Raw genomic sequence first — 22,780 nt, forward strand, 5'->3', positions numbered from 1 at the left:
CCGGGTGGGCGACGGGGGCGACGGGGGCGACGGGGTAGAGTCGACTGTTAGTCGACTACCGCGCGCAGCGCGGGGATTTTCGCCGTCGGAACGAAGAGCAGTCGACTAACAGTCGACTCTACCCAGTCGACCGTATCCGTATCCCGGCCGATTCCATCCCAGCCGACGCACCGCCGTCGGCGAACGCGCCTTCAATACGCCCCCAGCCTTTCCGGCCGGGGGCGCAGGCGGATCAGTCGACGCTGATCCCGGCCAGGCGCTGCAGCGCCTCGGCGTACTTGGCGCGGGTGCGCTCGATGATCTCGGCCGGGATGGTCGGGCCCGGGGCGGTCTTGCCCCAGTCCAGCGTCTCCAGGTAATCGCGCACGAACTGCTTGTCGTAGCTCGGCGGGCTGGTGCCCACTTCGTACTCGTCGGCCGGCCAGTAGCGCGAGGAATCCGGCGTCAGCATCTCGTCCATGATGTACAGGCGGCCATCGGCGTCGGTACCGAACTCGAACTTGGTATCGGCCAGGATGATGCCGCGCTCGCGGGCGTAGTCGGCGGCGAACTTGTAGATGCGCAGGGTGGCATCGCGTACGCGCTCGGCCAGATCGGCACCGACCTGCTTCACCATCGCATCGAAATCGATGTTCTCGTCATGGTCGCCGACGGCGGCCTTGGTCGAAGGGGTGAAGATCGGCTCCGGCAGCTGCTCGGCCTGGCGCAGGCCATCGGGCAGGTCGATGCCGCTGACCTTGCCGGTGCGCTGGTAGTCCTTCCAGCCGCTGCCGATCAGGTAGCCGCGGGCGATCGCTTCCACCGGCACCGGCTTCAGCTTGCGCGTGACCACCGCGCGCTTGGCGTACAGGGCCGGGTCCACGCCTTCGGGCAGCACGCTGGCCACGTCGATGCCGGTCAGGTGGTTGGGCATCAGGTGCGCGGTCTTGGCGAACCAGAAGTTGGAGACCTGGCAGAGCATCTCACCCTTGCCCGGAATCGGGTCGGGCAGGACCACGTCGAACGCCGACAGGCGATCGGTGGCTACCATCAGCAGGTAGTCGCCCGGCGGGGTTCCGGCTGGCAGCCGCTCGCGCGGGATATCGAACACATCACGCACCTTGCCGCGATGGCGCAAGGGCAGGCCGGGGAGATCGGATTGCAACAGCGTGGTTGGCACGGGCACTCCTGGGGCGTTGTCGATACGGCTGCTGCCCAACGGACCCGGCGGGCCCGCTGACCAGCGGGCGGCCTAGTGTAAAGCCGTCCGGGCCCGCTGTGACGTAAAATGAGCGTCCATTTCGTCGGTCGACCCCGGAGCGCCATGCGCTGGTACGGAAAACTGCTCGGATTCATTGCCGGCGCCCTGCTGTTCCGGCCCAATCCGCTGTTCGGCGCGGTGGTCGGCCTGTTGATCGGCCACGCCTTCGACTCGGACTGGTTCCGCCTGAACAAGGAGAACCCGTACCGGGAGCTGGGGCTGACCTCCGAGGCCACCGATGCCGAGGTCGAGCGCGCCTACCGCAGGCTGATCTCGCAGTACCACCCCGACAAGCTTGGCGGCGCCGCCCCCGAGCTGCAGCAGCAGGCCGAGCAGAAGTCGCGGCGCATCAATGCCGCCTACGACCGCATCAAGACCCTGCGCAAGCGCTGACTCCTGAGCCCGCCTGCGGGCGGGAGAACCTTTTCTCCGTTCCGAAGGCCCCGGCCATGTCCAACTGCCTCATCGCCCCGTCCATCCTTTCCGCCAACTTCGCCCGCCTCGGCGAGGAAGTCGACAACGTCCTCGCCGCCGGCGCCGACTGGGTCCATTTCGACGTGATGGACAACCACTACGTGCCGAACCTGACCATCGGCCCGATGGTCTGCCAGGCCCTGCGCAAGCACGGCGTGACCGCACCGATCGACGTGCACCTGATGGTCGAACCGGTGGACCGCATCATCCCGGACTTCGCCGAGGCCGGTGCCACCTACATCAGCTTCCACCCGGAGGCCAGCCGCCACGTGCACCGCACCATCCAGCTGATCCGCTCGCTGGGCTGCAAGCCGGGCATCGTGCTGAACCCGGCCACGCCGGTGGACATTCTCGACTGGGTGCTGGATGACCTGGACCTGGTGCTGCTGATGTCGGTCAACCCGGGCTTTGGCGGCCAGGCCTTCATTCCCTCGGCGCTGGACAAGCTGCGCGTGGTGCGCAAGATGATCGATGCCAGCGGCAAGGACATCCGCCTGGAGATCGACGGCGGCGTGAAGGCCGACAACATCGGCGAGATCGCTGCCGCTGGTGCCGACACGTTCGTCGCCGGCTCGGCCATCTTCAATGCCAAGAGCAGCTACCAGGACGTGATCGCGCAGATGCGCGCGAACGTCGCTGCGGCGCGCTGACAAAAAGGGGATGGAGGGGATTAAGCTCGCCTGATTCCCTCCATCCCTTTTTCGCCCATGGCACTGTTGAACATCCGTCCGGCCACCGTGGCCGATGCTGGCCTGATCCTGCATTTCATCCGCGAGCTGGCCATCTACGAGAAGGCCGAGCATTCGGTGCAGACCGACGAGATCGGCATCGCTGAGAGCCTGTTCGGCGCCGATGCCACGGCGCGTGCGTTGATCTGCGAAGCCGACGGCGAGGCCATTGGTTACGCCGTGTATTTCTACAACTACTCGACCTGGCTGGGCCGCAAGGGCATCTACCTGGAAGACCTCTACGTAAGCCAGGAAAAGCGCGGCGCCGGTGCCGGCAAGGCGCTGCTGAAGTACATCGCCCGCCAGGCCGTGGCCGAAGGCTGCGGCCGTTTCGAATGGTCGGTGCTGGACTGGAACACCCCGGCCATCGAGTTCTACACCGCCGCTGGCGCCAAGCCCCAGGACGAGTGGACCGTATACCGGCTGCAGGGCCAGGCATTGCACGATTTCGCCAACGGCTGAGGCGAGTGCATCCACGCATGGCGTGGATCTACCAGCCGGGTGGGCGCGAGCCGCAACCCGGTGGGTGCGAACCTTGGTTCGCACTCCCTGCGCACTCCAAAAAAAAGCCACGCCAATCACTGGCGTGGCCTCGCTGCATGCGTGGGAGGCTGATCCTGCCTCCATCCGTCGTCCCTGCTATGGCCTTCCATTCTCCAGCAGCTGAATGACACCTGCGTGACATTCACCGCGGGCAAACAGCGCATTGCTAGCCTGTGCCACCCCGTCCTGGAAGTACCGCATGACCACCCCGCGCTGGCGCCTGATCCTCAACGGAAAATCCGCAGGCAATGACGAGCTGCGCGACGCGGTCGGTCATTGGCGTGGGCAGGGCGTGCAGCTGGACGTGCGGGTGACCTGGGAGGACGGCGACGCCGAGCGTTACGTGGCCGAGGCGATCGATCATGGTGTGGACGTGATCGTGGCCGCAGGCGGCGACGGCACGCTCAGCGCGGTCGCGGAAACGCTGGCGCATCGTGAGGAACCGGCCGATGCGCTGCCCACGCTGGCGCTGATCCCGATGGGGACCGCCAACGATTTCGCCACGTCGGCAGGCATTCCGACCGCACCGAAGGATGCCTTCGCCTTGATCGGGCAGACCGCGCCGCGTGCCATCGATCTGCTGCGCGTGGACGCCGATGGCACGCCGTGGTGGTGCGCCAATCTCGCCAGCGGTGGCTTCGGCACGCAGGTGACGGTGGAGACCGACGCCGGCCTGAAAAAGATGCTTGGCGGGCTGGCCTATGTGATCACCGGCATCGCCAAGCTCGGCCGCATCGAGCCGATCAACGCGCGCCTGTCCGGCCCGGATTTCACCTGGGAAGGCGACTTCATCGCGCTGGGCATCGGCAACGGTCGCCAGGCCGGTGGCGGCCAGCAGCTGTGTCCGCAGGCACTGATCGATGACGGGTTGCTGGATGTGACGGTGCTTCCGGAGCTGGAAGGCGAAGTCACCGCCACCCTCGGCCAGATGCTGAAATCGGGCACCCAGGCTGCATTGGAACAGCTGGCCACGCGTGCGCGGCTGCCGTGGCTGCAGGTCGCCTCCGAGCGCCCGCTGACCCTCAACCTGGACGGCGAGCCGGTGCAGGCCCGCCAGTTCCGCATCGACTGCGTGCCGGGCCGGGTACGGATGCATCTGCCGGCCGATTGCCCGCTGCTGGGCGTGCAGGGGTAGAGCCGGCCGGCAGGGTCGACCGGTAGAGTCGACTGTTAGTCGACTTACGCGCGTAGCGCGGGGGTTTTACGCCGTCGGCACGAAGCGCAGTCGACTGGCAGTCGACTCTACCGGTTCCCGCGCCGGTCGCCGCCACATCGGCCCCGGGCGTCCCGTGGTTCAGTTTCCCAGGGTTCCCCTCCCGCCGATCCTGCGATACAGTCGAGGGGTGTCCAGCCTGACGACCCCGCATACCCTTTCTTCCGCACGCCGTTGGTGGCGATGGTGGCCCGTTGCCGTCGTCCGCCCCCATAACGCTGTGTCCCGGAAGGAAAGTCGTCTTGAACTCGCACGCTCAGTTTCAGCTGCAGGCCGCTGAAGGCCACACCCATATTCCCGTCGTCCGTGAAGTGCTGTCCGACCTGGACACGCCGCTTTCGGTCTATCTGAAGCTTGCCGACGGCCCCAATACCTACCTGTTTGAATCCGTCGAAGGCGGCGAACGCTTTGGTCGTTACTCGATCATCGGCCTGCCGGCGCGCCGCGTGTACGCCTTCCACGGCCACACGCTGACCGTGCGCGAGGACGGCCAGGTGGTGGACACCCGCGAGGTGGCCGACCCGTTCGCCGAGGTCGAGGCACTGCGCAGCGCCCACTCGGTGCCGAAGCTGGATGGCCTGCCGGGCTTCACCGGTGGCCTGGTCGGTTGGTTCGGCTTCGAGTGCATCGGCTACATCGAACCGCGCCTGGCACCGCCGGCCGGCCGCGACGAGCTGGGCACGCCGGACATCCTGCTGCTGGACTCCAACGAGCTGGCGGTGTTCGACAACCTCAAGGGCCGGCTGTACCTGATCGTGCATGCCGACCCGCGTGTCGAGGGTGCGTTCGAGCAGGCCCAGGCGCGCCTGGACGCACTGACCGCCAAGCTGCGCGCACCGGGTGCCGGCTATCCCGCGCCGCTCAACAGCGATGTGCTGGACGAGTCCGATTTCGTCTCCGGTTTCACCCGCGAAGGCTTCGTCGATGCGGTCCAGCGCAGCAAGGAATACATCCGCGCCGGTGACATCTTCCAGGTGGTGCTCAGCCAGCGCCTGAGCGTGCCGTTCAAGGCGCGCCCGGTGGATGTGTACCGCGCGCTGCGTGCACTGAATCCTTCGCCGTACATGTACTTCCTCGATGTCGGCGACCTGCAGGTGGTCGGTTCCTCGCCGGAAATCCTGGTACGCCTTCAGGATGGCGAAGTCACCGTGCGCCCGATCGCAGGCACCCGTCCGCGCGGTGCCACCGTCGAGCAGGATCTGGCACTGGAAGCCGAACTGCTGGCCGATCCGAAGGAACGCGCCGAGCACCTGATGCTGATCGACCTCGGCCGCAACGATGCCGGTCGCGTGTCCAAGGCCGGCACGGTGGAAGTGGGCGAGCAGTTCGTGATCGAGCGCTACAGCCACGTCATGCACATCGTCAGCGAAGTGACCGGGCAGCTGCAGCCGGGCCTGAGCTATGCCGATGTGCTGCGTGCCACCTTCCCGGCGGGCACTGTGAGTGGTGCGCCGAAGATCCGCGCGCTGGAAGTGATCCGCGAGCTGGAACCGATCAAGCGCAATGTGTATGCCGGCAGCATCGGCTACATCGGCTGGCACGGCGATGCCGATACCGCGATTGCGATCCGCACCGCGGTGATCAAGGACGGCCGCCTGTACGTGCAGGCCGGCGCCGGCATCGTTTACGACTCGGACCCGGACAAGGAATGGGACGAGACGATGAACAAGGGCCGCGCGCTGTTCCGCGCCGTCGCCCAGGCCGCCAAGGGCCTGTAAGCCTGCCTCGCCGCGGCCGCTGGGCTGTGGTCGTTGCACCGTTCCCGTTCAAGACAAGGAGTACCGCATGAAGCTGCTGAGCGCATTGCTGTGGTCGTCACTGCTGGCCACGATGGCCCCGTCTGCGTGGGCGCAGGCCAATACCATTCCCTCGCAGCCGCACCTGCTGGTGAAGGGCGAGGCGCGCCGCGTGGTGATGCCGGACCGGTTCGGCCTGCAGTTGAACATCGAAGAGACCGACATGGATGCCGACGCCGCGCGCCGCCGCGTGCAGGACAACGTTGCCCGCGTGCTGGCACTGTTCAAGCAGCACAAGGCGGTGGAAGGCAGCGTGCGCGCGGACAACCTGCGGATTGGTCCTGCGACACGCTATGAGCAGAACCGGCAGGTCTTCATCGGTACCCGCGTGTCACGCCAGCTGCGCGCCAGCTTCGCCAGCGTCCAGCAGATGCAGGATGTCCTGGGTGCGCTGAAGGCCAACGAGAACGTGCAGGTCAGCAGCGTGGCTCCGACGTACTCGGGTGAAGTGGCGCTGCGCCGCGAACTCAAGGGTGAGGCGGCGGCCCAGACCCGCCAGTCCGCGCAGGGCCTGGCCAAGGCCTACGGCACCCAGCTGCGTGGTCTGTACAGCATTTCCGATGTGGCGCCGAACTTCGCCTATGGCATCCAGGCAGGCAGTTGGCCCAGCAGTGGGGACCTGGTGACGCCACCTTCGCCGCCCGCGCCCGAGGCCCCGATGAACAGCATCGAGGCCACGGGTTCGCGCCTGCGCGAGTCGGTGGAAGCCGGCCCCATCACCTACACCGAAAACGTATACGCCATTTTCCTGATAAGCGACGGAACCTGACCATGTTGTGGATGATCGACAACTACGACAGCTTCACCTACAACCTCGTGCAGTACCTGCAGACGCTGGGCGCCGAGGTGAAGGTGGTGCGCAACGATGCGATGAGCGTGGACGAGATCGCCGCGCAGAAGCCCGAGCGCATCGTCATCTCGCCCGGCCCGTGCACGCCCAACGAGGCGGGCGTGTCGCTGGAGCTGATCCAGCGCCTCGGCCCGACCACGCCGATTCTCGGCGTGTGCCTGGGCCACCAGGGCATCGGCCAGGTCTACGGCGGCAAGGTCATCCGTGCCGGCAACATCATGCACGGCAAGACCTCGCCCATCCGCCACGAAGGCAAGGGCGTGTTCGCCGGCTTGCCGGACCGTTACCAGGCCACCCGCTACCACTCGCTGGTGGTGGACAAGAACAGCCTGCCCGATGTGCTGGAAGTGACCGCCTGGACCGAGAACGACGACGGCTCGATCGAAGAGATCATGGGCCTGCGCCACCGCCAGTTCCCGGTGGAAGGCGTGCAGTTCCATCCCGAATCCATCCTCACCGAACACGGCCACGCCCTGCTGCGCAATTTCCTGCAGCGCCCGGCGGCCTGATCCAAGGAGCATTCCCATGAGCTTCTCCCCCCAGGAAGCCCTGCAACGCACCATCGAACACCGCGAGATCTTCTTCGACGAAATGGTCGACCTGATGCGGCAGATCATGCGCGGCGATGTCTCGCCGATGATGACCGCCGCGATCCTCACCGGGCTGCGCGTTAAGAAGGAAACCATCGACGAGATCGCCGCTGCGGCCACGGTCATGCGTGAATTCGCGCTGGCGGTGCCGGTGGCCGATACCACCCACCTGGTCGACATCGTCGGCACCGGCGGCGATGGCTCGCACACCTTCAACATCTCCACCTGCGCGATGTTCGTCGCCGCTGCCGCCGGTGCGCGCGTGGCCAAGCATGGCAACCGCAGCGTGTCGTCCAAGTCCGGCAGCGCCGATGCCGTCGAAGCACTGGGCGCGGCCATCGAGCTGCAGCCAGCGCAGGTGGCCGCTGCGATCGAGCAGACCGGCATCGGCTTCATGTTCGCGCCGATCCACCATCCGTCGATGAAGGTGGTCGCGCCGGTTCGCCGCGAGATGGGCGTGCGCACCATCTTCAACATCCTCGGCCCGCTGACCAACCCGGCCAGCGCGCCGTCGGTGCTGATGGGCGTGTTCCACCCCGATTTAGTGGGTATCCAGGCACGCGTGCTGCGCGAACTGGGCACCGAACGCGCCATGGTGGTCTGGGGCCGCGACAACATGGACGAGATCTCGCTGGGCGCCGGCACCCTGGTCGGCGAACTGCGCGACGGCAAGGTGCGCGAATACGAGATCCACCCGGAGGACTTCGGCATCGCCATGTCGGCCAGCCGCAACCTGCGCGTGGACGGCCCGGAGCAGTCCATCCAGATGCTGCGTGCCGTGCTGGACAACGAGCCTGGCCCGGCGCTGGACATCGTCGCGCTGAATGCCGGCGCCGCGCTGTACGTGGCCGGCGTGGCCAGCGACATCGGTGACGGCCTGGCCCGCGCCCGTGCCGCCATCGCCAACGGCAGCGCCCGCCAGCGCCTGCAGCAGTATGTCGAGACCACCCGCGCGCTGGTTGCCTGAGCGCGCGGTTCAGCCTGACCCCCTTGATGGCCGATAATGGCCGTCCTCACCGCCCCCGCACCGAACCGACGACGATGAGCGACATCCTGCAGACGATCCTGGCCCGCAAGGCCGAAGAAGTGGCCCAGCGCCGCGCCCAGCGCCCGCTAGAGGAGCTGCAGGCCGCCCTGGCCAGCGCCCCGCCGGTACGTGGCTTCGTGCGTGCGCTGCAGGCGGCGGTGGCCAACGGCGACCCGGCTGTGATTGCCGAAGTGAAAAAGGCCAGCCCGTCCAAGGGCGTGATCCGCCCGGATTTCCGCCCGGCCGACATCGCCGTCAGCTACGAGTTCGGCGGTGCCAGTTGCCTGTCGGTGCTGACCGACGTCGATTTCTTCCAGGGCGCCGACGCCTACCTGCAGCAGGCCCGCGAGGCCTGCACGCTGCCGGTGCTGCGCAAGGACTTCGTGATCGACGCCTACCAGGTGTACGAGGCGCGCGTGCTGGGCGCCGACTGCATCCTGCTGATCGTCGCCGCGCTGGATGACACCCAGCTGGCCACCCTGTCCGAACTGGCGCTGTCGCTGGGCATGGACGTGCTGGTGGAAGTGCATGACATCGACGAACTGGAGCGTGCGCTGCAGGTGCCGGCACCGATGATCGGCATCAACAACCGCAACCTGCGCACCTTCGAGGTGTCGCTGCAGACCACGCTGGACATGCAGAAGGCGGTGCCCCGTGACCGCCTGCTGGTGACCGAGAGTGGCATCCTGGGCCCGCAGGACGTTGCGTTGATGCGCGATGCCGGCATCCATGCCTTCCTGGTCGGCGAAGCCTTCATGCGCGTCGAAGAGCCGGGCGAGGGCCTGCGTCAGCTATTCTTCGCGGCATGAAAACGCACTATCCGACGCCGCGCGAGGATGCGCCGCTGGTGGTCTTCGACTTCGACCACACCCTCTACGACGGCGATTCGGGCACCCACCTGTTCGCCTCGCTGATCAAGCGCAACCCGCTGCGCATGCTGGCCGCGCTGCTGGTCACGCCGATCGCCGGGCCGCTGGTGGCGATGCTGCCGACCCGTCGAACGGGCATTTCGGTCTATGTGTGGATCGGCAGTTTCGGCCTGCACCGGGCGCGTGATTTCAACAAGGTGATCGATGCCTACGTGCTGCGCAACGAGGCGCAGATGCGCGCCAAGCTGCTGCCGCAGGCGCTGGACGTCTTTGCGGCGCATCGCGCCAAGGGCGACCGTGTCGTGGTCGCTACCGGCGCGCCGCCGGAGCTGGCACGGGCGATCCTGGCCTTCGTGGCCCACCAGGACGTACCGGTGATCGGCACCGAGGTCGGCCCGCGACTGGGCGGTGTCGGCCCGACCCGGCACTGCCACAACGAAGAGAAGATGCGCATGCTGCGCGAGCGCGGCTACGGCGATATCGACATCGCGTATTCCGACAGCACCGCCGACCTGCCGCTGCTGCTGGCCGCGAAAGCGCCGGTGGTGGTGAACCCGAAGCGCTCCAAGGTGGATTTCTTCCGCAGCGTGCTGCCGGCCGGCACCCGCATCCTCAACTGGGGCTGCGTGGACCGCGGCGGCGACAAGGTGTAACGCGCGGAATCCGCAGGGGATGGGATGGCGGAGTGCCGGGCTGCGACCCGGTAGTGCCGGCCGCTGGCCGGCAACCTCATGACTGCGGAAGGGCTTGCGGGGTTGCCGGCCAGCGGCCGGCACTACCGAATCCCGTGCAGCTGGCGCCGGGCATGGCCCGGCGAGCGCTCAGCGGTACAGGTGCCCGTACACCGCATGCCCGATCTGGAACAGGCTGATGCCCAGCACCAGCACGCCAACGGCCACCAGCACCCAGCGTTCCTTCACCCGCTTGACCAGGATGGCCGCCACCGGTGCGGCCATCATGCCGCCGATCAGCAGGCCAGCGACGATCTGCAGGTGCTGCACGCCCATCGACAGCAGGAAGGTGGCCGAGATGGTCAGGGTGACGATGAACTCGGCCGCGTTGACCGTGCCGATGGTGGTGCGTGCCTGGCCGCCGCGGGCGAGCAGGGTGGACGTGGCCACCGGCCCCCAGCCACCGCCGCCGCTGGCGTCCAGCAGGCCGGCGAAGAAGCCCAGCACCGGGACCCGGCGGATTTCGCCCTTGGGCATCCAGCGCCCCGCAGCGCGGGCCAGGATGATGATCGCCAGCACCAGCAGGTACAGGTAGATCAACGGCCGGATGATGTCGCCGGGGATCTGGGTGAGCACGTAGGCGCCCACCGCGCCGCCCACCGCCCCGGGCAGGGCGAGGCGCAGGAACAGGCGCTTGTCGACATTCCCGGCAGCGAGGTGCGACACGCCCGAGGCGCCGGTAGTGAACACTTCGGCGGTGTGGATGCTGGCGCTGACCTGTGCAGGTGGCAGGCCCATGCTCAGCATCACCGACGAGGACACCAGGCCGAAGGCCATGCCCAGTGCACCGTCAACCAGCTGCGCGCCGAGGCCGATGAGGATGAACCACCAGAATTCGCTGCTCAGTTCCATGCACCGAGCCTAGCGGATGCCGGTGTGCGGGGCGTGCGATGGTACGTCGCATGGCGATCCGCCGGGCATGGCCCGGCGCTACCGTGGTGGACGCATCGGGGGTAGCGCCGGGCCATGCCCGGCGCACATGCGGCAATCAACGGGTGCCGTACAGCACCACGGTCTTGCCACGTGCATGCAGCAGGCCGTCGGTCTGCAGCTTCTTCAGCACGCGGCCAGCCATTTCGCGCGAGCAGCCGACCAGGCGGGCCAGTTCCTGGCGCGACACGCGCAGCTGGCTGCCCTGCGGATGGCTCATCGCTTCCGGTTCCTGTGCCAGGTCGTGCAGCGTGCGCACGATTCGATCGGTAACGTCCAGGAACGCCAGGCGACTGGCCTTGCGGCTGGTATCGAGCAGGCGCTTGGAGATCTGCTGGCCCAGCGCGTACAGCAGGCGCGGGGCGTCGGCCGACAGCGGGCCGAGGAACAGCTGGTGCAGGCGCTCGTAGCTGATTTCGGCCAGTTCGCAGGCGGTACGGGTCCGCAGGATCACCTCGCGGCGGTCCGATTCGACGAACAGGCCCATCTCGCCAACGAACTCGCCGGCACCGAAGTAGCCCAGCACAAGCTCGCGATCGTCATCTTCCTCGGCCATGATCGAAACCGAGCCGCTGACAACGTAATACAGGGTTCCCGCCGGGTCACCGGGTCGGAAGACGTCGGTACGGGTGGGATATCGCCGCCGGTGGCTGTGCGCCAGGAAACGATCGATGGTGGCGATATCCAAGGCCAGTGGACTGCTAGCTAGGCGCACGGTTGACACGATAGGGGCGCTCCCTCTGCGCATGAACGGATTCACGGGGTCGATAGCGGAGCTTAACCAGCGCAATTGTTAAGGGCAAACAGTGTGCCAGAACTCTTGCGTCTTCACGTTCCCCCCGGGGGCAGTTTGCCCCATAATTCCCCCTTTCCCTTCTTACACAGGAATCGACCGCCGTGGTCAAGCCGTTGCCTCGCCTGAGGCTGCAGGGTTTCAACAACCTCACCAAGGCGCTGAGCTTCAACATCTATGACGTGTGTTACGCGCGCACCGAAGAGGAGCGTCAGCGTTACATTGAATACATCGATGAAGAGTACAACGCCGACAGGCTGACTCAAATCTTGACCGATGTCGCCGAGATCATCGGCGCCAACATCCTGAACGTGGCCCGCCAGGACTACGACCCGCAGGGTGCCTCGGTGACCATCCTGATCTCCGAAGAACCGGTGATCGACAAGAAGCTGGCCGGCAAGGAGCTGATCTCCGACGCCGTGGTCGCGCACATGGACAAGAGCCACATCACTGTCCACACCTACCCGGAAACCCATCCGCAGGAAGGTATCGCGACGTTCCGCGCGGATATCGACGTGGCCACCTGTGGCGTCATTTCCCCGCTGAAGGCCCTGAACTACCTGATCGAGAGCCTTGAGTCGGACATCGTGATCATGGACTACCGCGTCCGTGGCTTCACCCGCGATGTGAAGGGCAAGAAGCACTTCATCGACCACAAGATCAACTCGATCCAGAACTTCCTGGCCAAGAACATCAAGTCGCGTTACGAGATGTTCGACGTCAACGTCTACCAGGAAAACATCTTCCACACGAAGATGCACCTGAAGGACTTCGACCTGGACCAGTACCTGTTCGAGGAAAAGGCCAAGAACCTGTCGTTCAAGGAACGCATGAAGATCGAAGCGCTGCTCAAGCGCGAGATCGAAGAGCTGTTCCACGGCCGGAACCTGTCCGAGTAAGCCCCATGCGCGATGCCTGCAGGCATCGCCACCAGGCGGGACGACCCGCCCCGTGGAACCAGTGCTTTACGCGCGTTATAGTTCCACGGTGATGTACCGACCCACGGCCCGGTGTGAAAACACCGGGCCGTTTCGTTTTTCTCAAAAAAGGTAAGGAGCCCCCACCCATGCCCTGGATCTACCTGCTGCTGGCCGGCCTGTTCGAAATCGGTTTCGCCCTCGGAATGAAGTACTCCGAAGGCTTCAGCAAACCCCTGCCCACCGCTGCCACGGTGGTATCCGCGCTGATCAGCCTGTACCTGATGAGCCAGGCGATGAAGAGCATCCCGGTCGGCACGGCCTATGCGATCTGGACCGGCATCGGCGCCCTCGGCGTGGCGGTGCTGGGTATCTACCTGTTCAACGACAGCGCCTCACCGGCCCGCCTGGCCTGCGTGGGCCTGATCGTGGCCGGTGTGATCGGCCTGAAGCTGGTCTCGCCGAACTGATCGGTAGTGCCGGCCGCTGGCCGGCAACCTCCAGATCTTCTGCAGTGCCTGCGGGGTTGCCGGCCAGCGGCCGGCACTACCGTGTGGTCACAGCCGGTAGGCGATGGTCTTCATGACCTTGGAGGCCAGCGCCATCGCCCCCGGGATCGGGAACGGCAGGCGGCGTGCGCCGGCCTGCTCGGCGTGGTCCGCATGGCGGGCCTCGTCTTCCTTCATAACCGCGATGACCGCGCGGCTGCGCAGGTCGCCGGCCGGCAGGTCGACCAGGTGCTCGTCCAGGTGGGCCTCCACCTGGCGCTCGGTCTCGACCACGAAGCCCAGGTTCCAGCCATCGCCGCGCAGCCCGGCCAGGGTGCCGATGGTGTAGCTGCCGGCATACCACAGCGGGTTGAACAGGCTCGGACGGCTGTCCAGCTCACCCAGCCGGGTGGCGCACCAGGCCAGATGGTCGGTTTCTTCCTGCGCCGCTTCCAGCAGGTGTTCGCGCGTGGCCGGATCACGGGCCACGGCGGCCTGGCCGAAATACAGGCCCTGCGCGCAGACTTCGCCGACGTGGTTGATCCGCATCAGGCCAGCGGCGTGGCGGCGCTCGGCGCCGTCCATGCCGGGCTCATCGGTGTCCGCGGCCGGGTAGGGGCGGGCCGCCGGCGGGTTGCCGAATACCGTGTCCAGGGCGCGCTGCGCCTCGGTCAGCAGGTGGTCCAGCGGGGTGGTCTGGCGGAGCACGGTCATGGCAGTACGCGGTGGGGCGGAAGACCCCCCGATTCTCGCCCGGCCCCGCGCCCCTGCCAACCCGGCCCAGGGGGCGGGTTGCGCGCCCCCGGCAAGGTGAGTACAATCCCGCCTCTTACGCTTCACCTTTTCACAACGCGTGGCAGAGTTCCGGCGAGCCTTTCGCCGCAATGAGCCCGACCTAACCTAGAGTTCTTCATGAGCACTTTCACTGCCAAGAACGAGACCGTCCAGCGCGACTGGTACCTCGTCGACGCCGAGGGCAAGACCCTGGGCCGTCTCGCCACCGAGCTGGCCCGCCGTCTGCGCGGCAAGCACAAGCCGGTCTACACCCCGCACGTTGATACCGGCGACTACCTGGTCGTCATCAATGCAGAAAAGATTGCCGTCACCGGCAAGAAGCTGCAGGACAAGATGTATCACCGTTTCACCGGCTACATCGGCAACCTGAAGACCGAGTCCCTGGCCCAGGCGCTGGAGCGCCACCCGGAGCGCGTGATCGAGATCGCCGTCAAGGGCATGCTGCCGAAGGGCCCGCTGGGTCGCCAGATGTACCGCAAGCTCAAGGTCTACGCCGGCACTGAGCATCCGCACGCCGCACAGCAGCCGCAGGTTCTGGATATCTAATCATGGCTATCACTCAAAACTACGGCACTGGCCGCCGCAAGTCCTCCACCGCTCGCGTGTTCCTGCGCAAGGGTTCGGGCAACATCACCGTCAATGGCCGTCCGCTGGACGAGTTCTTCGGTCGTGAGACCGCGCGCATGATCGTGCGGCAGCCGCTTGAGCTGACCAAGAACACCGAAAGCTTCGACATCCTGGTCACCGCCGCTGGCGGCGGCACCACCGGCCAGGCCGGTGCGATCCGTCTGGGCATCGCCCGTGCTCTGGTCGAGTACGACGAAACCCTGAAGTCCGAGCTGCGCAAGGCTGGCTTCATGACCCGTGACGCCCGTGAAGTCGAGCGTAAGAAGGTCGGTCTGCACAAGGCCCGCCGCGCCACCCAGTTCTCCAAGCGCTGATTTGCCGCGCCTGGTTGGGCTCCTTCGGGAGCCCGCTGGTTGGAAAAGCAAAAGCCCGGCTTCGGCCGGGCTTTTGTCGTTTCGGGGTCGTGCATGTCCTGGTTGCCGGCCAGCGGCCGGCACTACCCGTCTTTTTGCATGTCCGACCCCGGGGTTCTCTCTGGAGAGGAGCCCCCTTGATGTTCAAGGGGGCGCGCCGACAGGCGCGGGGATAAGGTGGGATGCGTGACCAAACAAAAAAGAAAAAAGCCTGATCTTTCGATCAGGCTTTTTTCTTTTTTGTTTGGCTGCCCCGGATGGATTCGAACCACCGAATGCCTGAGTCAGAGTCAGGTGCCTTACCGCTTGGCGACGGGGCAAAACGTGCAACTATTTTCTCACTTTTCACGCTGAAAAACAACTTGATTTTCAGTGTGGTGGCTATGGGTGGACTCGAACCACCGACCCCAGCATTATGAGTGCTGTGCTCTAACCGGCTGAGCTACATAGCCTTGGTGAGCCCGCTATTCTGCGGATGTGTATCGCCCCTGTCAACACTTTTGTGTCGTGCTTGTGGGCCGACAGAGGGCATGGGATAGTCCCCGACAGTAGATTTTCTTAGGAGTCCGCATCGTGATCGATCCGGACGGCTATCGACCGAACGTCGGCATCGTGCTGATGCGGCAGGACGGCCAGGTGTTCTGGGCACGACGTGTGCGCCGGGATGGCTGGCAGTTCCCGCAGGGTGGCATGAACACCGACGAGACGCCCGTCGAGGCCATGTATCGTGAACTGCAGGAAGAGACCGGCCTGCTGCCTGAGCATGTGGAAGTGCTCGGGGCGACGCCCGGCTGGCTGCGCTACAAGCTGCCGGCGCGGGCCATCCGCCGCAACGAGCGGCAGGTCTGCATCGGCCAGAAGCAGGTCTGGTTCCTGCTGCGCCTGACCGGCGACGAATCCCACGTGAAGCTGGACCACACCGACTCGCCCGAGTTCGACCACTGGCGCTGGGTGGACTTCTGGTACCCGGTGGAGCATGTGGTGATGTTCAAACGTGGCGTCTATGCGCGTGCGTTGCGACATCTGGCGCCGCTGGCGCGCGGGGTGGCCGGGCAGGGGGTTACCGCCATGCCCAAGAGTGCCGCCGAGGCCTGGATGCCGGGCCATACCGCCGGGCATGAGCGCCCGCGCAAGCGCCCGCGGACCCGCGGCTACTGGCCGAAGAAGGCCACCGGCGACGGCCCGGCCAGCTGACGGGCTGAACGGTATCGAGAATGGTTCAGGTCTCTGATTGACAACCATTCTCGTTTCCATTGGAATAGCCAACAGGCCGCTTCTGGCCTGTCAGCCCGGTCCACGCCTGTGTACGTCTGCATCTGCAACGGAGTCACCGACCACCAGATCCGCGAAGCCGCCAGCCATGGCGTCAGCACGGTGGCCGAACTGACCATGCGTACCGGTTGCGGCGCTACCTGTGGTTCCTGCCTGGACATGGCCGGCGACCTGCTGGCCAAGGCACGTGCCACCCACGATCTTCCGCTGCCGGTATTGGGCCTGGCCCAGGTCGCCTGATCGTCTCTTCGCGGCGCATTGACGCCGCGCTTTCGCATCCTTCACGTGCGGCCGCACAGGCCAATGCGCACGATTCGCGTTCCTTCACGACTGCACGCAAGGCGTTAAAGTGCCTGCGTTTTCAGCGTGCAGGAGCATCCCCATGAAGGGCGACACCAAGGTCATCGAATTCCTCAACAAGGTCCTCTACAACGAGCTGACCGCGATCAACCAGTACTTCCTGCACGCCAAGATGCTGAAGAACTGGGGCATCAAGGAACTGGCCGAACACGAGTACAAGGAATCGATCGACGAGATGAAGCATGCCGACATGCTTGCCGACCGCATCCTGTTCCTCGAAGGCCTGCCGAACTTCCAGGCGCTGGGCAAGCTGCGCATCGGTGAGAACCCGACCGAGATCCTGCAGTGCGACCTGTCGCTGGAACGCGATGGCGTGGTCACCCTGCGCGAGGCCGTGGCTTATTCCGATTCGGTCGGCGACTACGTCAGCCGCCAGCTGTTCGTGAAGATCCTCGATTCGGAAGAAGAGCACATCGACTGGCTGGAAACCCAGCTGGACCTGATCGAGCGCATCGGCGAACCGAAGTACCTGCTGAGCAAGCTGGAAGAGTGAGTCAGCCGCCCTGGCCGGCGCGATGCTGTGCCAGGTAGCCCGTCAGTGCCACGCGCGCACGGGCGAACTCCGCCACCAGCAGCGCCACCGCCACTGCGGGGCGCTGCAGGCTGCCGCTGCGGGCTTCATGCTCGATGCGCTGCGCGACTGCCGACAGCGACAGTGCGCCCACGTTCGCGCTGGATGACTTGAGGCTGTGCGCGAGGGCCTGCAGGCGTGGCTCGTCGCCGGCCTGCGCAGCCTGCTGCAGCTGCTGCACCATCGCCGGCGCATCCTCCAGGAACACCGAGATGATCTGGAGGGAGGTGTCGCCGATCACCGCGTGCAGCTCGTCCAGCACGTCGCGGTCCAGCACCGGCTGCGTCACCGCTTGGCTTTTCGTGCCTTGTAGAGCCGAGCCATGCTCGGCTGGCGGTGCTCGATCGGGTGCGAGGGCTTCGCCGTCGGGCAAGCTCGACGCTCCGACATCGCGTGATCGTTGCCCCCAGCGCTGCAGCAGCGCGTGCAGGGTGGCACGTGCAATCGGCTTGGACAGATAGTCGTCCATGCCAGCCTGCAGGCAGCGCTCACGGTCACCGGCCATGGCATTGGCGGTCATCGCGATGATCGGCAGGCGCGGACGCCCGTTCTCCACTTCCTCGGCGCGCCAGCGGCGGGTGGCGGCATAGCCGTCCAGCACCGGCATCTGGCAATCCATCAGCACCACGTCCACATCGCCTTCGCGCAGGGCAAGCAACGCCTGCTCGCCATCGGCGGCGTTGCGCACCTCGCACTGGAACACGCGCAGCAGCTGCTCGGCCACCATGCGGTTGACCGTGTTGTCTTCCACCAGCAGCACGCGCAGGTGCAACGGCGGCAGCGCGGGCGTGGGTTGTGCCTGTCCGGCATTGGCCAGCAGCGCGGCGGGGCGCGCATGCGCGACAGGTGCAGCCAGCAGTGCATGCAGCGCCGCGTCGTCGAAATGCGAGGGCAGCTGCCGCTGGCGCGGGCGTGCCGGAAGGGTATCGTCCTGCAGCCACAGCACCTGCAGCGCGTCGTCCTCGCCACGTTCGGCCAACGCCTGTTGCAGCGTCGCTTCACCGATGCGGCGGGCACGTGCATCGACCAGCAGCCAGGCCGGTGCTGGTTGCCCCGGCCTCGGTACCGCGCGCAGGCGCTCGACCACGGCATCGAACTGCGCCATGGCGTGCACCAGCAGTCCATGATGGGCCGCGATGCGCTCGATGCGTGCCTGCAGGAGGGCATCGCTGCTGAACAGCAGCAGCGAGTCTGGCGTGCGCGCCATGGCCGGCAGGTCGCCGGGCACCTTCAACAACGGGATCTCGAACCAGAACGCTGCGCCCTGGCCTGGTGTGGACTGCACGCCGATGCGCCCATGCATCAGGTCGATGATGCGCTTGCAGATCGCCAGGCCCAGGCCGGTGCCACCGTAGATGCGGGTCGTTGAGGCATCGGCCTGGCTGAAGGACTGGAACAGGCGCGCCTGCAGTGCCGCGTCGATGCCGATGCCGGTGTCGATGATCTCAAAGCGCAGCTGGTGCTGTGCGGCACCTTCGCCCAGGCGCTGCACGCGCAGCTGCACCTGGCCGCGTGCGGTGAACTTGATCGCGTTGGCCAGCAGGTTGCTCAACACCTGGCGCAGTCGTACCGGGTCGCCACGCACCGGCAGGCGCACCGACGGGTCCAGCTGCAGCCCCAGCGACAGGCCCTTGGCGTCGGCGGCGCGCTGCATCAGCTGCACCACGCCATCAAGCAGGTCGCGCAGGTTGAAACTGGTGATCTCCAGTTCCAGTGCCTGCGCTTCCAGTCGCGAGTAGTCGAGAATGTCGTCGACGATGCGCAGCAGCTGCTGCGAGCTGGCCGAGGCGGTGGCCAGCATCTGTCGCTGGTCCTCGCCCAGCGGGCCGCGCGCGATCAGCTCCAGCATCGGCAGGATGCCGTTGAGCGGCGTACGGATCTCGTGGCTCATCGTGGCCAGGAACTCGCCCTTGGCCAGCACCGCCGCCTCGGCGGCCTGCTTGGCCTGCAGCAGCTGTTGTTCCAGCTGCCCCTGGCGTTCGGTGGTGCGGCGCAGCTGGTCGCGTTCGCTGGCCAACGCGCTGCGCTCGCGCTGCAGGAGGGCCAGTGCTTGGTTGCGCGCGCGCAGCCGCAGGCCCAACAGCAGCGCCGTGAGGGAGGCCGCGGCAAGGGCAACCAGCAGCGCGACCCACATCGGCACGTCAGAGCACCGCGTTGTGGAAGTCGAAGTTCAGATCGCTGCCGGCAGACTGCACCATGTTGCCCTGGATGTAGTCGACACCGCCCACCCACATCGCAGCGGCGGCCTGCGGATCTTCGATCTGCTGGCCGATGATCTGCTGCCCGGCGGCGTGCGCCCGTTCGATTGCCCGGCGCAGCTCTTCGCGCGTGGCCGGATTGGCGTGGCTGCTGGAGAAGCGCGCGGCCATGCGCACGAACGACAACGGCAGCTGGGTCAGCAGTGCATCGGCTTCGCCACCGGGTTCGAACTGGCTCAGGCAGAAACGCACGCCGGCCCCTGCCATGCGTTCGCAGAACTGCTGCAGCGGCACGGTGTGGATCAGCGCGTCCGGCAGGCGCACGTCGATCACCAGTGCGTTGCCGGGCAGGCCGCGTTGCTGCAGTGATTCCAGCAGCCAGTCGGCGAAGGCATCGCGCTGCAGCGTGCGCAGTGACTGCGAGACGAACAGGTTCAGCGGCTGCGTCGCGTGCCGGTACAGGTCGAGAAGGCCCAGTGCATGGTCCATCACCTGCTGGTCGAGATCGGCGATGCGCCCGGCAGCCTCTGCGGCCGGAATCACCTGGCCTGCCGCCAGCAGCGTACCGTCGGCCTGGCGAAGGCGCAGCAGCAGCTGGTACTGCGCGGTATTGCCGCCGGCGACGGCGACGATCGGCTGGTAGGCCAGTTCAAGCTGGCCTTCCAGCAGTGCCAGGTGTTCCTGCTCGCTGATCACGTCGCGGTGCACGTGGCCGGCCACGCCGGCACTGAGCAGGCGTGCCTGCAGGGTGGTGCGCTCGACTGCTTCCAGCGCGCTGCTGGCATCGTCGAAGCCCGGCGACAGCGGTGCATAGCCGACCACGCCGCGCAGGTGCACGGATTCGTCATCGCGGATCACGAAGGCCCGCGCCGACAACTGCTCGCGCAGCGCAGCGGCAATGCCTTCCAGGCTGTCTTCGCTGACATTGCGCGCAAGCAGCAGGAAGCTGTTGTCGTTCAGGCGCGCCAGCAGGTGCGGGTGGCCGGCTTCTGCCAGGCGTTGCCCGGCCTGCACCATCAGGCGCTCGAAGGCGGCATAGCCATAGCGCTCGCGCAGGCCCAGTGCACTGGATATCTCGACGAACAGCACGCCGCCCTGGTCGCGGTGGGCAAGCGCGGCGTTGAGCTGCTGCAGTACGTGATGCCGGGTCGGCAGCCCGGTTTCCGGATTGCTGGTGGCCGGGGTGCCGGATACGCCGGGGAGGGTTGCGGCCTGCGCCCGCGCGCGTCGGATGCGGTTGGCCACGGCGGCGATCAGGTGGCGCGGGCGGATCGGCTTGCTCAGGTAGTCGTCGGCGCCACTGTCGAGTACCTCGAACTGGCGTTCCGGGTCCGGGTCGCCGCTGAGGAACACGATGGGCAGCAGCTGCAGGCCGGGCTGCTGGCGGATCAGCGCGGTCAGGCGCATGCCGTCCAGGCCGGGCAGGTGCAGGTCCATCAGGATCAGGTCGGGGCGATGTTCCTTGATCGCCTGCAGTGCGTCATCGGCATCGCTGTGCACGATCGCCTGCATGCCGGCGCCGTGCAGCACGCTCTGTGCGAACAGCGCCTGTGCGCGATCATCCTCGACGATCAGCACGCGGTAGGGCGAATCGGAATGCAGCAGTGCCGGGTCATTGCTGCCGGCTTCGGCCCGCAGCGATGGACCGGGCAGCGGCGGTGGTGCGCTGCCAATCCCTGCGGGTGTATCGACGGCCGCCAGCGGCGCGGCTGATGCCGGTGCTGCCGTGACCGCGGCCGCCGGGCCTGGCGCCCAGCGTTGCCAATGATCGGCCGGAGGGGTTTCAGCGCGTCCCGGGCGGGCGCCCGCGGGGGATTCGTTTGCGGCCATCGATGCTCCTGGTGTTCGCGTCCATTATGCGACAAGCCCGGCGATCAACCGGTGCCGGGCTGGCGTGGACTGTCGGGCGACGCAGTGCGTGCCAGCCAGCGCACGCCCTTCCACAGGGCACGCCAGACCAGCCACACCAGCAGTGCGCCGGCCAGGCTGCAGGCCAGCACCACGATCAGCGCGATCCACGGGTGTGCCAGCGCCAGGGCCAGGCCACCGATCACCACGGTGTCCTCGGCGGCGGAGGCGACCCAGTTGCTGGCCGGTTCCGGCGACGTGTTGAGCAGGGCACGGGTGCCGGCTTTCAAGCCATGGCTGGCCAGCGCAACACCCGCACCGGCAGCGAGCGCACCGGTGCCAAGCTGACCGTCCGGCGACAGTGTGGCCGCGGCGAGGAAGGCGCCCGCAGGCACGCGTGCCAGGGTCTGCACCAGGTCCCAGGCCGAGTCCACGCCGGGGATCTTGTCGGCGAAGAATTCGGTCACCGCCAGTGCCGCCGAGGTGCCCAGCACCCACCACGATTCGGTGGCCTGCAGGGCGGGGGGCAGGTCGACCCAGCCGAGCAGGCCGGCCAGGCCGACGCCGAACACGGTGAGGTAGACGCGGATGCCGGCCAGCCAGGCCAGCAGGATGCCGATCACGAACAGGTGGGCTTCGGTCATGGCGGTGCTCCGGCGACGGAACTGTGCAGGGGGCCACACTATCGGCGATGGCGTGCCTGAACGCCACAGACCACGGTCGGGCGCTGCGCAGGAAACCCACCCGTCCTGTCATACACTAGCCCGTCGTTTGCCACAGGGGCCGTACCGGTGTCGCCCTCGCGATGCCCCGGAATCCACCCATGACCAACCGTCCTCCCATGCGCGTGCAGGTCCGCCTGCCCGGCGCGCCACAACCGCCGGCCGACCGTCGCCGCCTGCTGGTGATCGGCGGCATCTGGCTGCTCAGCCTGGTGCTGGCGGTACTGGGCGGCTGCTGGATGGCCACGCCGCGCGATGCGCAGGGCCAGCGCCTGCAGGCCGCCGAGAAGCGCGCCGAGACGCTGCAGGCACAGCTGACCGAACTGCGCCAGAAGCAGGCCACGCTGGAAGCGTCCGACCGCATCAGCCGCGCCGCCAATACCGAGGTGCAGTCCTCGCTGGCCGAGCGCGATGAGGAAATCGCCGGCCTGCGTGCCGACGTCGCCTTCTATGAGCGCCTGGTGGGCTCGACCAGCCAGCGCAAGGGCCTGAACACCCATTCGATCGAGTTCAGCCCGGAAGCGGCCGGCACCTGGCAGTACACCGCCGTGCTGACCCAGAACCTCAACCGCGGTGCCATCAGCCAGGGGCAGATGCGTTTCACCGTGGAAGGTGTGAAGAACGGCAAGCTGGCCACGATCAGCTGGGATGATCTGCACCAGCGCAGCAAGGTGCCGGGACAGGATTACTCGTTCCGGTACTTCCAGCAGATCACCGGCAGCGTGATGCTGCCGGCTGACTTCACCCCGCAACGCGTGCGGGTGACATTGGGGAGTGGTACGGGGGGTACCACCCAGGTATTCGACTGGAAACAGGCCGGTGCGCCGGCCAGCAAAGGGGAGTAG

General features: G+C 66.7%; 25 protein-coding genes and 2 tRNA genes. 18 read left to right on the top strand and 9 right to left on the bottom strand.

The window, feature by feature from the left end; genetic code table 11:
- Nucleotides 1–232: 232 nt before the first annotated feature.
- Nucleotides 233–1,159 carry a phosphoribosylaminoimidazolesuccinocarboxamide synthase gene (locus tag D7T59_RS02295; protein WP_029379835.1) on the bottom strand — a complete coding sequence of 309 codons (927 nt, stop codon included), beginning with the start codon at nt 1,157–1,159 and terminating at the stop codon, nt 233–235.
- A gap of 144 nt (nt 1,160–1,303) precedes the next feature.
- On the opposite strand from D7T59_RS02295, the gene D7T59_RS02300 reads away from it, so the two are divergent.
- The 10 genes from D7T59_RS02300 to D7T59_RS02345 all read left to right on the top strand — a co-directional run bounded on the left by D7T59_RS02300 (nt 1,304) and on the right by D7T59_RS02345 (nt 9,983).
- Nucleotides 1,304–1,633 carry a J domain-containing protein gene (locus D7T59_RS02300; RefSeq protein WP_014038745.1) on the top strand — a complete coding sequence of 110 codons (330 nt, stop codon included), beginning with the start codon at nt 1,304–1,306 and terminating at the stop codon, nt 1,631–1,633.
- Between the two features lie 56 nt (nt 1,634–1,689).
- Nucleotides 1,690–2,364 carry a ribulose-phosphate 3-epimerase gene (gene rpe / locus D7T59_RS02305; protein WP_164138470.1) on the top strand — a complete coding sequence of 225 codons (675 nt, stop codon included), beginning with the start codon at nt 1,690–1,692 and terminating at the stop codon, nt 2,362–2,364.
- 57 nt (nt 2,365–2,421) lie between these two features.
- Nucleotides 2,422–2,904, top strand: a complete 483-nt coding sequence (locus D7T59_RS02310) for a GNAT family N-acetyltransferase (protein WP_180850947.1) — start codon at nt 2,422–2,424, stop codon at nt 2,902–2,904.
- A gap of 280 nt (nt 2,905–3,184) precedes the next feature.
- Nucleotides 3,185–4,120, top strand: coding sequence for a lipid kinase YegS (gene yegS / locus D7T59_RS02315; RefSeq protein WP_180850948.1), 936 nt, complete (start codon nt 3,185–3,187; stop codon nt 4,118–4,120).
- Between the two features lie 320 nt (nt 4,121–4,440).
- Nucleotides 4,441–5,916, top strand: coding sequence for an anthranilate synthase component I (gene trpE, locus D7T59_RS02320; protein ID WP_032127165.1), 1,476 nt, complete (start codon nt 4,441–4,443; stop codon nt 5,914–5,916).
- A 67-nt stretch (nt 5,917–5,983) separates the two neighbouring features.
- Entirely contained in the window at nt 5,984–6,763 is a 780-nt protein-coding gene (locus D7T59_RS02325) for an SIMPL domain-containing protein (RefSeq protein WP_180850949.1), read from the top strand.
- A 2-nt stretch (nt 6,764–6,765) separates the two neighbouring features.
- Nucleotides 6,766–7,353 (top strand): anthranilate synthase component II, encoded by a 588-nt coding sequence (locus D7T59_RS02330; protein ID WP_180850950.1) that lies wholly within the window; start codon nt 6,766–6,768, stop codon nt 7,351–7,353.
- A 16-nt stretch (nt 7,354–7,369) separates the two neighbouring features.
- Nucleotides 7,370–8,401, top strand: a complete 1,032-nt coding sequence (gene trpD / locus D7T59_RS02335) for an anthranilate phosphoribosyltransferase (RefSeq protein WP_099554079.1) — start codon at nt 7,370–7,372, stop codon at nt 8,399–8,401.
- A gap of 74 nt (nt 8,402–8,475) precedes the next feature.
- Nucleotides 8,476–9,270 carry an indole-3-glycerol phosphate synthase TrpC gene (gene trpC, locus D7T59_RS02340; RefSeq protein ID WP_049426871.1) on the top strand — a complete coding sequence of 265 codons (795 nt, stop codon included), beginning with the start codon at nt 8,476–8,478 and terminating at the stop codon, nt 9,268–9,270.
- Entirely contained in the window at nt 9,267–9,983 is a 717-nt protein-coding gene (locus tag D7T59_RS02345) for a haloacid dehalogenase-like hydrolase (RefSeq protein WP_164138481.1), read from the top strand. Before trpC ends, D7T59_RS02345 begins: the two co-directional genes overlap by 4 nt.
- Nucleotides 9,984–10,151: 168 nt before the next feature.
- Here D7T59_RS02345 and D7T59_RS02350 read toward each other — a convergent pair whose 3' ends face one another.
- Together D7T59_RS02350 and crp are read right to left on the bottom strand one after the other, a co-directional pair.
- A complete protein-coding gene (locus tag D7T59_RS02350) occupies nt 10,152–10,913 on the bottom strand; it encodes a sulfite exporter TauE/SafE family protein (protein WP_054172646.1) in 762 nt (253 codons plus the stop codon).
- Nucleotides 10,914–11,049: 136 nt separating this feature from the next.
- Nucleotides 11,050–11,739, bottom strand: coding sequence for a cAMP-activated global transcriptional regulator CRP (gene crp, locus D7T59_RS02355; RefSeq protein ID WP_012481435.1), 690 nt, complete (start codon nt 11,737–11,739; stop codon nt 11,050–11,052).
- A 149-nt stretch (nt 11,740–11,888) separates the two neighbouring features.
- Here crp and speD point away from each other — a divergent pair, with 149 nt between their 5' ends.
- Nucleotides 11,889–12,683, top strand: coding sequence for an adenosylmethionine decarboxylase (speD, locus tag D7T59_RS02360; RefSeq protein WP_005411315.1), 795 nt, complete (start codon nt 11,889–11,891; stop codon nt 12,681–12,683).
- Between the two features lie 167 nt (nt 12,684–12,850).
- The gene (locus D7T59_RS02365) at nt 12,851–13,171 is read left to right on the top strand and encodes a DMT family transporter (RefSeq protein ID WP_049435688.1); all 321 of its coding nucleotides are present in this window, start codon (nt 12,851–12,853) and stop codon (nt 13,169–13,171) included.
- Between the two features lie 87 nt (nt 13,172–13,258).
- On the opposite strand, the gene coq7 is transcribed toward D7T59_RS02365, so the two are convergent.
- Nucleotides 13,259–13,903 (bottom strand): 2-polyprenyl-3-methyl-6-methoxy-1,4-benzoquinone monooxygenase, encoded by a 645-nt coding sequence (gene coq7, locus D7T59_RS02370; RefSeq protein ID WP_180850951.1) that lies wholly within the window; start codon nt 13,901–13,903, stop codon nt 13,259–13,261.
- Between the two features lie 198 nt (nt 13,904–14,101).
- On the opposite strand from coq7, the gene rplM reads away from it, so the two are divergent.
- Together rplM and rpsI are read left to right on the top strand one after the other, a co-directional pair.
- On the top strand, nt 14,102–14,530 hold the full coding sequence (gene rplM, locus D7T59_RS02375; protein ID WP_005414692.1) for a 50S ribosomal protein L13: 429 nt from the start codon (nt 14,102–14,104) through the stop codon (nt 14,528–14,530).
- 2 nt (nt 14,531–14,532) lie between these two features.
- The gene (rpsI, locus tag D7T59_RS02380; RefSeq protein WP_005411311.1) at nt 14,533–14,925 is read left to right on the top strand and encodes a 30S ribosomal protein S9; all 393 of its coding nucleotides are present in this window, start codon (nt 14,533–14,535) and stop codon (nt 14,923–14,925) included.
- A gap of 284 nt (nt 14,926–15,209) precedes the next feature.
- On the opposite strand, the gene D7T59_RS02385 is transcribed toward rpsI, so the two are convergent.
- Both D7T59_RS02385 and D7T59_RS02390 read right to left on the bottom strand, forming a co-directional pair.
- Nucleotides 15,210–15,284: transfer RNA gene (locus D7T59_RS02385), tRNA-Gln, on the bottom strand.
- A 55-nt stretch (nt 15,285–15,339) separates the two neighbouring features.
- Nucleotides 15,340–15,416 (bottom strand) — tRNA-Met (locus D7T59_RS02390).
- Between the two features lie 121 nt (nt 15,417–15,537).
- On the opposite strand from D7T59_RS02390, the gene D7T59_RS02395 reads away from it, so the two are divergent.
- The 3 genes from D7T59_RS02395 to bfr all read left to right on the top strand — a co-directional run bounded on the left by D7T59_RS02395 (nt 15,538) and on the right by bfr (nt 17,089).
- Nucleotides 15,538–16,158 carry an RNA pyrophosphohydrolase gene (locus tag D7T59_RS02395; protein WP_099554087.1) on the top strand — a complete coding sequence of 207 codons (621 nt, stop codon included), beginning with the start codon at nt 15,538–15,540 and terminating at the stop codon, nt 16,156–16,158.
- A gap of 108 nt (nt 16,159–16,266) precedes the next feature.
- The gene (locus D7T59_RS02400; protein ID WP_005411309.1) at nt 16,267–16,476 is read left to right on the top strand and encodes a (2Fe-2S)-binding protein; all 210 of its coding nucleotides are present in this window, start codon (nt 16,267–16,269) and stop codon (nt 16,474–16,476) included.
- A 142-nt stretch (nt 16,477–16,618) separates the two neighbouring features.
- On the top strand, nt 16,619–17,089 hold the full coding sequence (bfr, locus tag D7T59_RS02405; protein ID WP_005419804.1) for a bacterioferritin: 471 nt from the start codon (nt 16,619–16,621) through the stop codon (nt 17,087–17,089).
- Nucleotide 17,090: 1 nt separating this feature from the next.
- Here bfr and D7T59_RS02410 read toward each other — a convergent pair whose 3' ends face one another.
- The 3 genes from D7T59_RS02410 to D7T59_RS02420 are packed head-to-tail and all read right to left on the bottom strand — an operon-like array spanning nt 17,091 to nt 21,857.
- Entirely contained in the window at nt 17,091–19,307 is a 2,217-nt protein-coding gene (locus D7T59_RS02410) for an ATP-binding protein (protein WP_180850952.1), read from the bottom strand.
- A 1-nt stretch (nt 19,308) separates the two neighbouring features.
- A complete protein-coding gene (locus tag D7T59_RS02415; RefSeq protein WP_180850953.1) occupies nt 19,309–21,195 on the bottom strand; it encodes an EAL domain-containing protein in 1,887 nt (628 codons plus the stop codon).
- Between the two features lie 44 nt (nt 21,196–21,239).
- Nucleotides 21,240–21,857, bottom strand: coding sequence for a DUF4126 domain-containing protein (locus tag D7T59_RS02420; RefSeq protein ID WP_106550932.1), 618 nt, complete (start codon nt 21,855–21,857; stop codon nt 21,240–21,242).
- Between the two features lie 179 nt (nt 21,858–22,036).
- On the opposite strand from D7T59_RS02420, the gene D7T59_RS02425 reads away from it, so the two are divergent.
- Entirely contained in the window at nt 22,037–22,780 is a 744-nt protein-coding gene (locus tag D7T59_RS02425) for a DUF6776 family protein (protein ID WP_100442148.1), read from the top strand.

This window comes from Stenotrophomonas maltophilia (assembly GCF_013464915.1).
In the GTDB taxonomy this organism is placed as follows: Bacteria; Pseudomonadota; Gammaproteobacteria; order Xanthomonadales; family Xanthomonadaceae; genus Stenotrophomonas; species Stenotrophomonas maltophilia_AT.

Bases quoted from the DNA above. Each gene is read 5' to 3' on its own strand.
- D7T59_RS02420 (WP_106550932.1), bottom strand. From the start codon at position 21,857: ATGACCGAAGCCCACCTGTTCGTGATCGGCATCCTGCTGGCCTGGCTG.
- trpD (WP_099554079.1), top strand. From the start codon at position 7,370: ATGAGCTTCTCCCCCCAGGAAGCCCTGCAACGCACCATCGAACACCGC.
- crp (WP_012481435.1), bottom strand. From the start codon at position 11,739: ATGCGCAGAGGGAGCGCCCCTATCGTGTCAACCGTGCGCCTAGCTAGC.
- bfr (WP_005419804.1), top strand. From the start codon at position 16,619: ATGAAGGGCGACACCAAGGTCATCGAATTCCTCAACAAGGTCCTCTAC.
- yegS (WP_180850948.1), top strand. From the start codon at position 3,185: ATGACCACCCCGCGCTGGCGCCTGATCCTCAACGGAAAATCCGCAGGC.
- D7T59_RS02310 (WP_180850947.1), top strand. From the start codon at position 2,422: ATGGCACTGTTGAACATCCGTCCGGCCACCGTGGCCGATGCTGGCCTG.
- D7T59_RS02330 (WP_180850950.1), top strand. From the start codon at position 6,766: ATGTTGTGGATGATCGACAACTACGACAGCTTCACCTACAACCTCGTG.
- D7T59_RS02345 (WP_164138481.1), top strand. From the start codon at position 9,267: ATGAAAACGCACTATCCGACGCCGCGCGAGGATGCGCCGCTGGTGGTC.
- D7T59_RS02350 (WP_054172646.1), bottom strand. From the start codon at position 10,913: ATGGAACTGAGCAGCGAATTCTGGTGGTTCATCCTCATCGGCCTCGGC.
- D7T59_RS02365 (WP_049435688.1), top strand. From the start codon at position 12,851: ATGCCCTGGATCTACCTGCTGCTGGCCGGCCTGTTCGAAATCGGTTTC.
- coq7 (WP_180850951.1), bottom strand. From the start codon at position 13,903: ATGACCGTGCTCCGCCAGACCACCCCGCTGGACCACCTGCTGACCGAG.
- D7T59_RS02325 (WP_180850949.1), top strand. From the start codon at position 5,984: ATGAAGCTGCTGAGCGCATTGCTGTGGTCGTCACTGCTGGCCACGATG.
- rplM (WP_005414692.1), top strand. From the start codon at position 14,102: ATGAGCACTTTCACTGCCAAGAACGAGACCGTCCAGCGCGACTGGTAC.
- rpsI (WP_005411311.1), top strand. From the start codon at position 14,533: ATGGCTATCACTCAAAACTACGGCACTGGCCGCCGCAAGTCCTCCACC.
- rpe (WP_164138470.1), top strand. From the start codon at position 1,690: ATGTCCAACTGCCTCATCGCCCCGTCCATCCTTTCCGCCAACTTCGCC.
- D7T59_RS02425 (WP_100442148.1), top strand. From the start codon at position 22,037: ATGACCAACCGTCCTCCCATGCGCGTGCAGGTCCGCCTGCCCGGCGCG.
- trpC (WP_049426871.1), top strand. From the start codon at position 8,476: ATGAGCGACATCCTGCAGACGATCCTGGCCCGCAAGGCCGAAGAAGTG.
- D7T59_RS02415 (WP_180850953.1), bottom strand. From the start codon at position 21,195: ATGGCCGCAAACGAATCCCCCGCGGGCGCCCGCCCGGGACGCGCTGAA.
- D7T59_RS02300 (WP_014038745.1), top strand. From the start codon at position 1,304: ATGCGCTGGTACGGAAAACTGCTCGGATTCATTGCCGGCGCCCTGCTG.